Annotated in this window: 10 protein-coding genes; 8 read left to right on the forward strand and 2 right to left on the reverse strand. The window is 40.0% G+C overall.

Features of this window, described 5'->3' with window-relative positions:
• Window positions 1-84: 84 nt before the first annotated feature.
• The gene (purB, locus tag LQV35_RS05680) at window positions 85-1416 is read left to right on the forward strand and encodes an adenylosuccinate lyase (RefSeq protein WP_230056904.1); all 1332 of its coding nucleotides are present in this window, start codon (window positions 85-87) and stop codon (window positions 1414-1416) included.
• Between the two features lie 208 nt (window positions 1417-1624).
• On the forward strand, window positions 1625-3997 hold the full coding sequence (locus tag LQV35_RS05685) for a ribonucleoside-diphosphate reductase subunit alpha (RefSeq protein WP_230056905.1): 2373 nt from the start codon (window positions 1625-1627) through the stop codon (window positions 3995-3997).
• Between the two features lie 75 nt (window positions 3998-4072).
• Here the strand turns inward: LQV35_RS05685 and LQV35_RS05690 are convergent, their stop codons facing one another.
• Together LQV35_RS05690 and LQV35_RS05695 are read right to left on the reverse strand one after the other, a co-directional pair.
• Window positions 4073-5308 (reverse strand): hypothetical protein, encoded by a 1236-nt coding sequence (locus tag LQV35_RS05690; RefSeq protein ID WP_230056906.1) that lies wholly within the window; start codon window positions 5306-5308, stop codon window positions 4073-4075.
• A gap of 24 nt (window positions 5309-5332) precedes the next feature.
• Entirely contained in the window at window positions 5333-6412 is a 1080-nt protein-coding gene (locus tag LQV35_RS05695) for a hypothetical protein (protein WP_230056907.1), read from the reverse strand.
• A 375-nt stretch (window positions 6413-6787) separates the two neighbouring features.
• Between LQV35_RS05695 and thrS the strand changes: the two genes are divergently transcribed.
• The 6 genes from thrS (at window position 6788) to flgE (ending at window position 16063) form a co-directional block, all read left to right on the forward strand.
• Window positions 6788-8608: a threonine--tRNA ligase gene (gene thrS, locus LQV35_RS05700; protein ID WP_230056908.1), complete on the forward strand. Its 1821-nt coding sequence runs from the start codon at window positions 6788-6790 to the stop codon at window positions 8606-8608.
• A gap of 173 nt (window positions 8609-8781) precedes the next feature.
• The gene (gene infC / locus LQV35_RS05705; protein WP_230056909.1) at window positions 8782-9300 is read left to right on the forward strand and encodes a translation initiation factor IF-3; all 519 of its coding nucleotides are present in this window, start codon (window positions 8782-8784) and stop codon (window positions 9298-9300) included.
• A 202-nt stretch (window positions 9301-9502) separates the two neighbouring features.
• Window positions 9503-10894: a flagellar hook-length control protein FliK gene (locus LQV35_RS05710; protein ID WP_230056910.1), complete on the forward strand. Its 1392-nt coding sequence runs from the start codon at window positions 9503-9505 to the stop codon at window positions 10892-10894.
• Between the two features lie 18 nt (window positions 10895-10912).
• Window positions 10913-11776 (forward strand): flagellar basal body rod modification protein, encoded by an 864-nt coding sequence (locus LQV35_RS05715; protein WP_230056911.1) that lies wholly within the window; start codon window positions 10913-10915, stop codon window positions 11774-11776.
• Between the two features lie 8 nt (window positions 11777-11784).
• Window positions 11785-13389, forward strand: a complete 1605-nt coding sequence (locus LQV35_RS05720; RefSeq protein ID WP_230056912.1) for a flagellar hook-basal body complex protein — start codon at window positions 11785-11787, stop codon at window positions 13387-13389.
• Window positions 13390-13603: 214 nt separating this feature from the next.
• Window positions 13604-16063 (forward strand): flagellar hook protein FlgE, encoded by a 2460-nt coding sequence (gene flgE / locus LQV35_RS05725; RefSeq protein ID WP_230056913.1) that lies wholly within the window; start codon window positions 13604-13606, stop codon window positions 16061-16063.
• Window positions 16064-16109 lie beyond the last annotated feature (46 nt).

The raw sequence follows: 16109 nt of genomic DNA on the forward strand, positions 1-16109 counted from the left end.
TGTAGATTTTAACCAGCTTTTCAGAGCTATTTTTGTATAATCAACACTCCAAAATTATACAACATTTCAAATAAAGGGCATATTATGGTACAACGCTACTCTCGCGAGATAATGGCAAAAAATTGGAGCATTGAGGCAAAATATAGTGCATGGCTAAAAGTCGAAAAGGCGGCTGTAAAAGCGTGGAATAAACTGGGCTTTATCAGCGATGATGATTGTGATAAAATTTGTAAAAATGCTAGTTTTAATGTCGATAGAATCGATGAGATAGAAAAAGTTACAAAGCACGATGTGATCGCGTTTTTAACAAGTGTGAGCGAGAGTTTGGGCGATGAGAGTAGATTTGTGCATTATGGTATGACTTCAAGCGATTGTATCGATACTGCTGTAGCCCTTCAAATTCGCGATAGTATCGAGCTAATCGAAGCCGATATCGATGAGCTACTTGACGCACTAAAACAGCGCGCGAACGAGCATAAAAATACGCTAATGGTAGGCAGAAGCCATGGAATTCACGGCGAACCGATAACTTTTGGGCTGGTTTTGGTGATCTGGTTTGATGAGATAAAACGCGCCAAAGAACTCATCTCACACGCAAAAAAGGTCATCAGCGTAGGCATGATAAGCGGAGCGATGGGAAATTTCGCACACGCACCGCTCGAGCTTGAAGAGCTTACATGCGAAGAGCTAGGACTTGGCGTCGCACCCGCGTCAAATCAAGTCATACAACGCGACCGCTACGCACAGGTGATGAACGCAATCGCCATACTCGCGTCAAGTTGCGAGAAGATCGCGGTTGCCATTCGCCACTATCAACGCACCGAAGTTTATGAGGCGGAGGAGTATTTTAGCCCAGGGCAAAAGGGCAGCTCTGCGATGCCACACAAACGAAACCCAGTCCTAAGCGAAAATGTAACTGGACTTTGCAGAATGCTACGTTCATACGCACTTCCAGCGATGGAGAATGTCGCCCTATGGCATGAGCGCGACATCAGCCACAGCTCGGTCGAGAGATTTATACTGCCAGATGCGTTTATAACGGCTGATTTTATGCTCGCACGCCTTACAAATTTAGTTAAAAACCTAGTCGTCTATCCTGAAAATATGATGAAAAATTTAAATCTAACTGGCGGTCTTGTATTCTCTCAGCGTGTGCTTTTGCAACTTCCACAGCGTGGGATCTCTCGCGAAGATGCATATAAGATCGTGCAGCGAAACGCGATGAAGGTCTGGGCAGATCTGCAAGGCGGCAAACCAGCGCTAAATGCAAATGGCGAAAGCTTGTTTTTACAAAATTTACTAGCCGATGAAGATCTAGCACGCTCACTCTCGGCAGACGAGATAAAAGAGTGCTTTGAGTATGAATACTACACAAAAAATGTAGATAGAATTTTTGCTAGGGTGTTTGGGGACTGAGTATCAATTTTACTAGTCGGTAGTCAAAACCCGACTAGTTAGTCCTTTTGTTTTTCATATATTTTACAATTTTTTAGTCAGTGTTTTTAAAGCCAAATTTTGCTAAAATCTATATTTTTTATAAATAAATTTCCAAAACAAAATATCAAAAAATTTTAATTAAAATTATGATTTTTTGATATTTTAACAAAAGCATAAAGGGCAAGTTTTGAAAGTATTAAAACGCAATGGAAGAACAGAAGAGCTAGATATCAGTAAGATCAAAAAATACACAACAGAAGCGGTGGCTGGACTAGAAAATGTCAGTCTAAGCGAGCTTGAAGTTGATGCAAAGATCCAGTTTCGCGACATGATAACCACCGAAGAAATTCAGCAAACTCTCATAAAAACGGCAGTTGAAAAGATCGATATCGATCGTCCAAACTGGACATTTGTCGCAGCAAGGCTATTTTTGTATGATTTGTATCATAAAGTGACTGGATTTAGCGGCTATAACCACCTTCGAGAATACCTAGAAAAGGGAGAAAAAGCGGGTCGCATCGTGCCGGGATTAAAAGAAAAATACGACCTTGACGATCTAAACGCCTATATTCGCCCAGAGCGTGACTTACAGTTTGCATACCTTGGCATTAAAACGCTTTACGATCGCTACCTCATCAAAGATCAAAAGGGAGCGCCGATCGAGCTTCCGCAGCAGATGTTTATGGCGATTGCGATGTTTTTAGCTCAAAACGAGCTTGACTCACAAGGCTGGGCGAAGAAATTTTATGATCTTATCAGCAAATTTGAGGTCATGTTAGCCACTCCAACACTTTCAAACGCAAGAACCCCGCGCCATCAGCTAAGCTCATGCTACATAGGCTCAACACCTGATAACATCGAAGGCATTTTTGACAGCTACAAAGAGATGGCTTTACTCTCAAAATTTGGCGGAGGGATCGGCTGGGATTGGAGCAAAGTGCGTGCAATGGGTGGCAGCATCGACGGACATAAAAATGCAGCTGGCGGGATAATACCATTTCTAAAAGTCACAAACGATATCGCAGTCGCTGTCGATCAGCTGGGCACTAGAAAGGGTGCTATAGCTGTATATATCGAGCCGTGGCATATGGATGTGGGTGACTTTATCGACCTTCGCAAGAACTCAGGCGAAGAGCGCCGCAGAGCACACGAGCTTTTCCCGGCACTTTGGATAAATGATTTGTTTATGAAAAGGGTTGGGGCAAATGACAAATGGACGCTTTTTGACCCAGCTCAAACTGCCGATCTTTGCGATTTATACGGCGAAGAGTTTGAAAAACGATATGTAGAGTATGAAAATAACGATGACATACAAAAAAATGTCGTTATGGCAAAAGAGCTCTGGAAGAAAATTTTAACTAGCTATTTTGAGACCGGTATGCCATTTCTTGGTTTTAAAGATAGCGCAAATAAAGTAAATCCAAATGACCATACAGGTATCATCAGAAGCTCAAACCTTTGCACAGAAATTTTCCAAAATACAGAACCAAATTATTATAAAATCAAGATCACATTTGCAAATGCAGAAGTTAGACTATATGATGAGGAAGAGGATGTCAAAGTTGATAGTGGCATAGTAAAAAAAGCAAAAAAACTATCCGCACTTGATAGCATTGATGGGGTTGAAATTTTCATAGTAGAAAAAGAGGCCGAAGCTGGCAAAACAGCGGTATGCAACCTAGCAAGCATAAATTTAAGCAAAATCAACACCAAAGCCGACATAGCTCGTGTCGTGCCAATAGCTGTGCGTATGCTAGATAATGTCATAGATCTAAATTTCTACCCGCACAAAAAAGTAAAAGATACAAACCTAGACACCCGTGCTATCGGGCTTGGCGTAATGGGCGAAGCTGAGATGTTGGCTACAAAGCAAGTCAAATGGGGAAGCTACGATCACCTATCACTCATCGATAGCATAATGGAAAACATAAGCTATCAAGCCATCTATGCAAGCTCAAACCTAGCCGTAGAAAAGGGTATATATCCAACTTATGAGGGCTCAAAGTGGAGCAGGGGAATTTTCCCTATAGATAGTGCAAATGAAAACGCAAAAGCACTGGTAACTCGTGGCGGGCTATTTGACGAAGATGGTTGTGACTGGGAGAAGTTGCGTGTTAAAGTAAAAGCAGATGGTATGCGAAACGGTTATCTTATGGCTATCGCACCGACCAGCTCTATAAGTATCCTTGTAGGCACCACGCAAACTATCGAGCCTGTGTATAAACGCAAATGGTTCGAGCATAACCTAAGCGGCATGATACCAAACGTCGTACCAAACCTAAGCCCTGACACATGGCAGTACTACACGCCAGCCTACGAGCTAGATCAGCGCGTGCTTATCAAGGCTGGTGCGATCCGCCAAAAATGGATAGATCAAGGACAAAGCCTAAATATATTTATGAGCCTTGATAAGGCAAGTGGTGGCTATCTAAGCGAAATTTACACCCTTGCGTGGCAACTCGGATTAAAATCAACCTACTACCTACGCTCTGAAAGCCCAGATAGCGAAAAGGTAAATAACATCGCCGACCGCTCGATAGAGTGCGAGGGATGTCAGTAAATTTAGGGCATTAAAAACCCAAATTTCATACTCTGCAAAGCTAAAATTTGCAGAGTATTTTCTCCTTTAGCTTTTTTAATATATTTTTGTCGTCATCAAAGAAAAAATTTGCATACTTATCTGATTTATCTGCATTTGTATCGTTTTTGCTTGCTTTTTATCAGCACTAGCAAGCTTTGAGATGAGTGCGGATAGGCGTTTTCTAAGCTTATCTAACAAATTTTCATCATCTTTTTCTTTAAGCTTAACAGACCCATTTTCAAAACTTGGCGATGATGTGATGTTGGGCAGCTTAATTGATGTATCTTGTTCACTTGTTATAGTCCGCTTTGCCATATCTATCTGAGTTATAAAACCGCTTTTGCCATTTTCATATAAGAAAAAGCCACTACTTTTTAGCTTAGCAAGCGACTCATTTGTCTCAAGGGTATTAAAACTAAACTCACCCTTTGCGCTACCTAAAAATATCGCTCCTATACCAACCTCTCCAAGCCCAACAAGTCGCTGCCCGTCATTAAAATTTTGCCAAATTCTAAGCTTTTTGAAAATTTGATCATTTTCATCTATCCAGCCATTTTTATCATCGTCGTATTTAGCTAGATCAGCAAAGCCATCTCCACTTTTTGTCCCAAAAAGCTCGCTTCCATCATCTACCTTGCCGTTTCCATTTTTATCCAGTGCCAAAAAACCAGAGCCAGCACCAAGTCGTGAAATTTGATCTACTTCACCATCAGCATCTATATCAAAACTAAACGAACTATCACTAATAGTAGGCATCTTACCATCAAAACTTATGACTAACGGGTCAAAAAATGTCACTTCATGGCTCATGCGAACAACTTGTGTAAAGCTTCGAGAAAGGTTGAAATTTAGATCGAGTTTTATCTCTTTGCCATCTGCTTTTACAATTCCCTGAGTGCTAAAACTGAGCGCCTCATGTTCTCGCTCTACTTGCACAAAATTTGAAAGCTGTGTGCGAGCAGAGTTTATAACAAAATTTACCCTCTCATTTACATCATCAGAAAGCGCTGTAAGATTTTGTGAATTTACCAAAAGCTCACTTGCATCTACGCTTTTATTTTCACGGATTTTGGCTATCAGCTTTAGTGCCTCATCGGCTATCTTGCCTACTACGACTGGATCTGTCTGTGTTTTTTGCGCTCCTAGCTTTTTTGGCATTGTAATAACAGTTGCTTTTGAGTTTGTAAAAGTATTTTCGCTCGTGTTTAGTGAAGCTTGTGTTCCTAAAAAATTCTCCTTAAATGCAAAGCTATTTGCCTGCATGCCGATACTATACTCTTGTATCCTCATCGCTTGCCTCCTTACGAAATTTGTTTATTGGTAGATTTTTGCCTCTATATTACTTATCTGGACATAGATCTCTTTTGCCTCTCTCTCGCTAGCTGTTTGAAGCTGGGTATTTAGACGGTCAAGATTTTGTTTTAGCCTATCAAAAGTGCCTCTAGTGTCGTTTAGTATAGCCGCTGATGTGCTATGAGTAGGCGTATTAAAGCCAAAATTTGCGCCACCTTGATAGCTATTTAACCCATCAAAATTTCCATTTGGATCTGCTAAAAATACGGCTCCCTCACCAACTTCGCCAAGCCCTATGAGACGGCGTTCATTCACATCTCCCTCCCAAACTCTCAAACGGTTAAAAATTTCATCATTTTCATCAAGCTGCTGCGCTTTTTTCTCTGCCGCAAGCTCTTTTAAAGCCTCTTTTTTTAGCTCATCTTTAATCTCATTTTTTTTAGCAATCTTCTCTTTGCTAACACGCAAAATTTCCTCGCCTTTATCAAGTCGCGAGACTTGATCGCTCTCGCCATCTGCATCTACAAAAAAGTTAAATTTATCTTTTGAGATCGCTGGTATTTCACCGTTTAAGCGCACTTCTATACTTTTTGGAAGCTGAGCATCACGCCCGATACCAGCGGCATCAGTAAAGCTTTTTGAAAGATTAAAACTTAGCTGCACACTAAGCTCGTCTGTTTCATTTTTTAAAATACCCTGTGTTGTAAGCGTATGCACACTTTGAGTGGGTGGAGTTTGGAGTAAATTTTCATGGTTTGCGCGGGCTTCATTTATTAAAAATAACGCCTCGTCGTTTATATCTACATTTTGAGATAAGTTTTGTGTGAAATTTTGACCCCGAGCAGCACCAATGAGTGTATCATCTCGCAAGTCTTTCATCGAGCTTAACCCCTTATAAACAAGCTTTGCTATAGCCTGTGCGTCAGCTTGAGTAAGCTTTGAGCTCTCATCTTGAGTCTCAAACATTGAGTTTGTTTTGGTCTCGTTTGTTAGAACATTTTCGCTTGGATTAAGCATGAGCTGTTCGCTTGTATTTACCTCGGTATAGTCCATTTTGGCGTTATTTGTGTGTAAATTCACATTCAAGCTGTTTATCATCATACTGCATCCTTTTTATAATACTTCAAAGCTATATCGGCAAATTTGAAAATTTTTTTAGACTATATATAAAGATGTAGCAGAGTGTGCGAGGATAACCACTTCCTCGCACTGATTGTCGGGAGAAAATGAATCCGATGTAATGCAAAGACGAAATTCATTTTGTGGAGAAATAGTATCGTTATTTTACTTAAAATATATTTAATTATATAAATAAAATAACCTAAAAACGTATTATTATATTTTAAATATAATAATATAACTTAATGAAATTTAACATATCAAATGATTATTAAGTATCACTTAAAGACGATTTGGATAAAATCTTAGCTTATTCTTTCGGAGTATGAGAGATAATTCAGTAAAAAGGAAACACACATGAGCGAGATTATCGCGTATAAACTAAACGGTGAGATCATCGATACTCAAAGTATCGCGGGTCGCGAAAGTATGGCAGAGCCTATATATTTTGATAACTCAAAAGACGCACTTCATGTCATTCGCCACTCCTGTGCACATCTTATGGCACAGGCGATTTTGAGCCTATATCCAAAAGCAAAATTCTTTGTCGGACCAAATGTCGAAGATGGATTTTATTATGATTTTCGCGTTGATGAAGATGGCACAAAGCTTGGCGAGAGCGACTTAGAGGCGATAGAAAAAAAGATGAAAGAGCTGGCTGAGCTTAAAAATGACCTTGTTAAAACCTGCTCAACAAAAGCCACTATGGTAGAGAAATTTAAAAATGATGACTTAAAACAAGAGGTGTTAAAACGCATACCAGATGGCGAAGTTTCAAGCTATAGCCAAGGAGATTTTGAAGATCTTTGTAGAGGTCCGCACCTTCCAAATACAAAATTTTTACGATTTTTTAAGCTAACTCGTGTGGCGGGTGCGTATCTTGGCGGAGATGAGAGCCGCGAAATGCTAAATAGAATTTACGGCACAGCCTATGCGGACAAAGAGAGCCTAAAAGAGCATATGCGTATCATTGAAGAGGCTAAAAAGCGCGACCACCGAAAGCTTGGTGTAGAGATGAAGCTATTTAGTTTTGATGAAGAGGTCGGAGGAGGTCTTGCATTTTGGCTGCCAAATGGCGGACGACTTCGCTCAAAACTAGAACAACTTCTTTACAAGGCACATAGAGACAGAGGCTATGAGCCCGTGCGAGGGCCTGAGCTTTTAAAGGCTGATGTCTGGAAAAAATCAGGGCACTATGCAAACTACAAAGAAAATATGTATTTTACAACGATAGATGAGACCGAGTATGGTATCAAGCCTATGAACTGCGTAGGGCATATTAAGGTTTATCAAACAGATATTCGTAGTTATCGTGATTTACCGCTTAAATTTTTTGAGTATGGCGTTGTTCATCGTCATGAAAAAAGCGGTGCCTTACACGGACTTTTTCGTGTAAGAGAATTTGCACAAGATGACTCACATATCTTTTGTATGCCACATCAGATCAAGGAAAATATCCTTGAAATTTTAAGTTTTGCTGGAAAGATTATGGAGAATTTTGGCTTTGAGTATGAGATGGAAATTTCAACCAAGCCAGAAAAAGCCATCGGAGATGATGAAATTTGGGAAACAGCTACAAAAGCACTCAAAGAAGCACTCGATGAAAATGGCTTTAAATACGGCATAGACGAAGGTGGTGGTGCATTTTATGGGCCAAAGATAGACATTAAGATAACTGACGCTTTAAAGCGAAAGTGGCAGTGCGGAACTATACAGGTTGATTTTAACCTGCCAGAAAGATTTGACCTAGGATATATAGATAGCAACAACGAGCGCCAACGCCCAGTTATGTTGCACCGCGCACTTCTTGGAAGCTTTGAGCGATTTATAGGAATTTTACTAGAACACACTGCTGGCGAACTTCCATTTTTCATCGCACCTACACAAGTTGTGATCGTGCCTATCTCTGATGCCCACTTAGACTACGCTAAAAAGGTAGCAAAAGAGCTAAGAAAGATAAATGTAGATAGCGAAATAGCAAGTAAAAATGAAAGCTTAAATAAAAGAATACGAACGGCTGAAAAGCAAAGGGTGCCTATGATAGTTGTGCTTGGTGATAGCGAAGTGGCAAATGAAAGCATCGCACTAAGAGACCGTCATGCAAGAGAGCAAAGAGAGCTTGGCTTAACGGAGTTTGTAAAAGAGCTTGAAGCAAAAGTGGCTGAGGTTAAATTTTGATATTTTGGCTAAAAGCTATGAAATTTAAACTAGGTTTGGCTGCATGCTAGACCTAGTTTTGCTACAAAAAATGCAAAGAACTTATAATAAAATAAAATTTTACGCAAATAACAACAAATTTAAAACAAAATTAGGATATAATCAAGAAATTTCATTTTAAAGGAAAATATTAATTGAGTAAAGAACAAGAAGTGTTGCTCAACGAAGACATAAGAGCGAGCGAGGTTAGGTGTGTGGGCGATGATGGCACAGCTTATGGTGTCATATCAAGAAATGAAGCTTTAAAGATAGCCGAGAAAATGGGGCTTGACTTGGTGCTTATCGCACCTGATGCAAAGCCACCAGTTTGTAAAATAATGGACTACGGCAAATTCCGCTATCAGCAAGAAAAAAAGCAAAAAGAGGCCAAGAAAAAACAAAAAGTTATCGAGGTCAAAGAGCTTAAACTCTCAGTCAAAATCGCACAAAATGATATAAATTTTAAAGTCAAACACGCACTTGAATTTCTAAGCGAAGGTAAGCATGTTAAATTTCGTGTATTTTTAAAAGGTCGCGAGATGGCACAGCCAGAAGCTGGCGTAGTCATGCTAAACAAAGTCTGGGAAATGGTAAAAGATCATGCCGAAAGAGATAAAGAGCCAAATATCGAAGGCAGATATGTAAATATGCTAGTAGTGCCTAAAAAGGCGTAAATTTAGGGGCTTTGCCCCTTTTGCTCATCAAATTTCTCCAAAATAAACCTGCACACATAAAGCTATTAGTGTCAAATTTAACTAAATATAACATAACCTTTTAAAAGCTAAGATTTACCCAATAAAAACTACTTTGGCAAAGATTTAATATTTTTGGAACAGATATTGCTTGTATAAGCTTAGAAAAATTTAAAGGATAAATATGCAAGCTTTTAGTGGTGCAAAAAATGCTATCGATCTGCTAGCTACAAGCAACAGTAAAAAAAGCTCTCCTACTAACAAAAAAAGTGGTGGTAGTGGCGAGTTTTTATCGATGGTTATGGATGCAGCAGCCAACAAGACAAACAAAGGTGCGGCACTTAGCGAAAAAGATGTTAAAGAGATTGTCAAATCCGTTGCCATGCAAACTCAGCAGCAAGAGCAAGCAACAGCTGAAGCTATGAGCAAAATCAGCGAAGAGATCACAAACAAGCTTGATGATGCTACAAAAACAGAGCTTTATGAAAATGCAAATTTTATGCAGCTTTTACAAGTTTTAGAGATACTAAATGGCAATGAAAAGATAAGCAAATTTCCAGACTTTAGCTCAAAGATAGCGAGCTTTCTTAGTGTTCCTGAAAATGTTGAAGAGCTTAGCAATGTTAAAAGTATCAACGAGCTTCTTGATCTGGCTAAGAAATTTGACCTTGGACTTGAAAATATCAAGATAACAAAAGAGGATGTAACCAAACTTGGTGAGATGTTCAAAAATCTTGGCAAAAATGACTTTTTTACACCTGCCATGCCTGCAAATACAATAAATACCGAGCTTAAAAACCAAGTTGAGCATACGATACAAAAGAGTAAGCCAGAGCAAGCACCAAAACTAAACGAGCTTTTAACGCAAGTTACTAAAGTCGCTGAACCCGCTAAAACACAAGCTCCAACACCTGAAGTTCAACTAGATGAGACAAGCGATGAGCTAGTTAAAGAAGCCCCAAAAACAGTGGCAACTGACACACTAAACGAAGCTTTAAAATCTATACCAAAAGATGGTGCAAAAGAGCAAAAGGTAAATTTACAAAGCCTGCTTTTCCCTGAGCGACAAAGTGGCACAGAAGAGCAAGCCAGCGAGGGAGCCTTTGAACAAACGAGCGATAACAGTGAGCTAAATGCCATGGTGCGCGACATAGCCAAAAACGCGCAGTCACAAATACAAGGCAGACTAACATCACAAACACTTAGCAACTTTAGTCAAAATTTAGCCGAGCAGATAGAAAACTACAAGTCGCCTTTTACTAGGGTAAATATCACTCTTAATCCGCTAAATTTAGGTGAAGTAGAGGTATTAATGGTAAATCGCGGTAATAATCTACATGTAAATTTTAACTCAACTACCGCAACCATGAATCTCTTTTTGCAGCACCAAGCGGAATTTAAGGCAAATATGGTAAATATGGGCTTTACAGAGCTACAGATGAACTTTAGTGATCAAAACCAAAAGCAACAAGAGCAGGGCAAAAGAACTTATAAAAATTTAGACAATAGCGAATTTGATGGTGAAGATGAGCAAAATGTAGCTTCGCTAGAGCTTGTCATACCAAGATATGTATAAAAAATAAAAGGAGAAACCATGTCAACAAGCATTTCTGATATATCAGGACAGTTTACATCTGAAAAACTAAAAGCAAAAAAGGATGCTGAAAAGCTAGCTAAAGCGGACGGCACAAACCCGTCAGCACAGCTTGATAAAGATGCGTTTATGACGCTTTTACTTACCGAGTTAAAATATCAAGACCCAACAGCACCCATGGATACTGAAAAGATGCTAACACAAACCAGTCAGCTAGCCACGCTAGAAATGCAAGAAAATACAAACTCAACGATGAAAGAGCTTGTAAGTCAGCTAAAATCAAACTCAAGCATGTATGCGCTAAGTTCGCTTGGTAAGATGGCTACACTTGGAAGTGATTCTATTAGCGTAAAAGAGGGCGAAACAAACATAAAAGTGCCTATTTATATACCAAACGACCTGAAGTCTGGCGTAGTTGAGATCATGGATAATAGCGCAAGTGGCAATGTCATAAAAAGTATAAAAGTAGAAGATCTAAGAGCTGGTACAAATACCTTTGACTGGAATATTTCTAAAAATGATGGCACTACGGCTGCACCTGGTAGCTATAGGGCTAGAATTCGATACACAGACACTGAGGGTAGGGCTCAAAGTGCAAACTACGGCACATACCCAGTTGAGTCTGTAAAATTTGTTGATGGCAAGGCGCAAGTTAAGATAGCAGGCGAATACATCTCAACGGATGCTATAGCTGAGTATTACAACGCGCCGAGCATAGAAAGCAAGGCAAGCTCTAGCACTCCAAACCAGCCACAGCCAGCACCATCTACAACGCCTTCACCAGCAACCCTAGCTAGTGATGCTGAAAATGCACTTGCCGATGCTGCTGAAGCCGCCTATAACTCGCTACTAAATAGAGGATAACAAAAGCCATGATGCGGGGATTTTATAACGGTGTCTTGGGTATAAAAACCCAAAGCGTTGGTATGGATGTTTGGTCAAATAATATATCAAACATCAACAACGCAGGCTTTCGTGCCTCAAGGCCGGAATATAAAACAGTTTTTGACCAAACGGTCTATGCGGCTGGTAACAACCCAACAACAGACCAAGTAGGTCTTGGTGCAACAGTACAAACAACAGCGTTAAATATGAACACAGGTAGCTTTCAAGCTACTGAAAACAAATTTGACTTTGCCATACAAGGGGACGGCTTTTTTGGTGTTAATGACCGACATGGAGACACCTATTATACAAGGGCTGGAAATTTTGATGTAGATGCGGCTGGAAATTTGGTGGATAACTATGGAAATTTTGTTCAAGGCACTATGAACACTTTAGCTCCTATAACCCCAAGTGCTGCTGCTATGAAACAATACGGCTCAACAGGTGCAACCACTCCAGCTTATACTGTAACTGACCTATCTCCGCTTAAGATGGCTGGCACCGATGCACAAACAAACATAAAGCTACCAAGTTTTTTATACCAAGCAGCGAGCCCAACAACAAAAGCTATCATACAAGGAAATTTAAATTCTCAAAGAAAAAGTGAAAATTTAAGCCTTACGCTTGATCCAGTAAGCTACACAGCCACAACAGATGACACAAAAAAGACTATCAGCATAAGTGGAAATGCCAAAAACAGTCCAAATGTCCTAAATTTTAAAAAAGGCGATGCTGTAGCTGTTAAGGTAGGAGATGCTAATGGCAAATTTATAGATATTACCGCATGGCCAGATGAAAATGGCGACTGGAGCATAAACGACTACTCTTTGGACTATATGGATATGGCAAGCGTTAAGGTCGCTTCTGCAACTCTGGCAACATCTCAGGAAGTTGCAAATAAGCAAAAAATTTCAGCTGAGCTTGTAGGAGCAAATGGCGAACGAAATATGCTAAATATAAATTTCACCAAGCAACTTCCACAAGTATCAAACGCAACATCTTGGGATGCTATAGCTACGATAACCGATCAAAGCGGTAGCGTCATAGCAACTCAAGCTGGCACGCTGGTATTTGATGAAAATTCACATCTAGTCTCGACCACACTATCAAGTATTGGTGGCGTAGCGCTTGACTTTGGCGGAACTGGCGACGGCAGTGTTTATGATGGTCTTAGAAGCTCGGTCTCATCTGGCATGACAAATGTAAAAACAGATGGGTATCTGGAGGGAATTTTGAAAGAGTATGCGATGGATGCCAACTCAACCATCGTAGCACAAATGAGTAATGGTAACACCTTTGAGGTTGCAAAGCTTGGGATTTATCACTTCATCAACGATCAAGGTCTAGCAAAAATAGGCGACAACACATTTACAAGAACGGTAAATTCTGGCAATCCCTACTTTCATACCAATGCCGCTGGCGAGTATGTATATGGCGTAAAACTTCGCTCAAGTATGCTTGAGATGAGCAATGTCGATTTAGGTACCGCACTAACTGAAGTCATCGTAACACAAAAAGCCTATGACGCAAGTTCAAAAAGTATCACAACAAGCGATGAGATGATCCAAACAGCTATCCAGATGAAAAAATAAACATCTTGACTGATAGTCTGAAATTTTATAGATATTTTACCAGCCTTTAACCAAAGGGCTGGTTTTTACTTAGTATTAGCTTTTTACAGGATTTATAATACAAATTTTAAATTTTATCACTCAAACAACTACAAAATTTTACATTTTTAAAAGTAAAATTTGGAACACTTATTGCTTACCAAAAGATAAAATAACATTTTAAAAGGATAAAACTATGATGAGATCACTTTGGTCTGGTGTTTCTGGCATGCAAGCCCACCAGATAGCTATGGATGTCGAAGGTAATAACATTGCCAATGTCAATACAACTGGCTTTAAATACTCTCGTGCAAATTTTGCTGATATGCTAAGCCAAACTCCAAGCATTGCCACGGCTCCACAAGGTGAGTTAGGCGGTCAAAATGCTACACAAATTGGTCTTGGAACTACGATAGACTCAACAACTAGAATTTTTTCACAAGGCACATTAAAAACTACTGATAACAACAAGGACCTAGCTATACAAGGTAATGGCTTTTTCATAGTAAGCCCAGATGGCGGCAAAACAGATATGTATACAAGAAATGGTGAGTTTTTATTTGATAGGGCTGGTAACTATGTAAATAGCAGTGGCTACATCGTTCAAGGCTGGACAAGAGACGAAGAAACTGGTGCAATAGACTCGACTGGACCTATTAGCAATATCGTAATCAAGCAAGGACTTACAACACCAGCAAGAGCAACAACCACGATGAATATCAAGGCAAATCTTGACAGTGGCAACTCCATAGGCGCACGCTCGATACCTATCTACTCGCTAGATTCTTATGGATTAGGTCGAGACTCAAACGGAGATGGAGCGATTTTTGGAACCGAAGTTCATAACGAAAATGATCTAAATTCAAATCAATTTTATACAAATGCCAGAAATGAGCAAATTTTAACAGAGCGTGGCGTAGATCTAGCTGTGCTGTTTAACAAAGATGGAAATGCGGTATCACTTCGCGAGGGTCAAGGTCTCTGGGTAAGTTACGCAAATGCAACTACTCAGCCTTACTCTATTGGTAGCCCAAATGCAGCAGATATAGGTAAGCTTCCAGCAGGAACGGCACTTGATATAACACTAAATGGTGTATCAATAAAAAGTAATGCTATAACCTCAATAAGCGATGTAGCAAATCTAATAAATGCACAATATAATACAACTGGCGTTAAAGCTGAAATTTCAGCTGGAAATCAGCTAACGCTAATAAACCGCAACAATTCAGGCACAACGGCCCAATCAAAAAATATACATATGGTTGTAAATGCTGGCGATGGTACAGGATTAAGCAACATTGATGTTATAACAGCATATCAATATGTCTACACATCTACATCAACAACACCTATTCATGACACTAACGATAGCGTTGCAAGAAAAGTAAATACAACAGAAGATCTTCGTGCAGCTATGCAAAAAGATGCCAGATACTATGTTGATTATGATGGTAATGGCACTATCGATAACTCAGCTGCTATAGCAGCTTCGAATGCAACTGAAGCGCTTGCTACTGGTGGCTTGGCCGCAGCAAGAGCAGTCTTAGCAGCAGCAAATCCTGCTCTACAAACTACATATGATAACGCTATAACCGCGGCAAATAATGCAGCAACAGCAGCTGGCATAGTACTAACAGAGACCCAACGGCACTTAGCTGGCGTAAAAGCTCTTAACGCACTTTCTGTCGATGCAAACGACGGTGCAACTTTTACAGTTAATAAGCAAGGTCAGTTTCAACTAGAAAATCCAGCTGATGGAGTAGCAGATAAAGCACTTTATATGAGCATTACAGGTCTTACCAGCCAAGCTACTGGAACCGATCAAGCTGTAAATGAAAATGTTCGCTTAACAACTTTAATGGCGCCTCTTGAAGGCTCTTTAAGCCCGAGCAATGCGATCCGTACTAGTGCGGAAATGGTTATGTCAAGTCATGGCTCTACGATAGAAATTTTTGACTCTCTTGGCTCAAAACATACCGTAAGCGTAAAATGGGCAAAAATAGGGACTACTTTAGATGGTGGAACTGAGTGGAATATGGTTATTCAAGTACCAGAGCCAGCAGAGATAAATTTCTCAGGTGAGGGTCCAGCAAATGTTATCACTGGTTCACTACGATTTGATTCAAAAGGTACGCTATCTAGTTATAATCCCGCAAGCTTTACATTTACTGCAAACAATGGTTCAGCATCAGGACAAAGCGTGCGTCTTGACTTTGGCCTAAATAATGAAAACGGTGGCTTAACAAGCTTTGACAGAGACTCATCTACCGAATATGTAACACAAGATGGCTACGAAGGTGGAATCTTACAAGATGTAAAAATAGATGAAACGGGTACTATCATAGGTGCATTTAGTAACGGCAAGAGCTTTGGTTTAGCAAAGGTTGCACTTGCGACATTTACAAACAATGAGGGTCTTGTTTCTGAAGGTGGTAATATGTTCTCAGCAAGCGCAAACTCAGGCGAACCGGTCGTAGGTGCGGCAAGCATGGGAAGCAAGGGTAGTATAGCAGCCGCAAAGCTTGAGCAAAGCAATGTCGACTTAAGCCGTGCACTAACCCAGCTTATCGTTATCCAGCGTGGTTATCAAGCAAACTCAAAAACCATCACCACAAGTGATGAGATGCTAAACACTCTACTTCAGCTAAAGAACTAATATTTAGCTACTTCTTTCTAGCCCGCAATATGTGGGCTAGCCCAAA

The organism is Campylobacter suis (genome assembly GCF_905120475.1).
Taxonomy (GTDB): domain Bacteria; phylum Campylobacterota; class Campylobacteria; order Campylobacterales; family Campylobacteraceae; genus Campylobacter_A; species Campylobacter_A suis.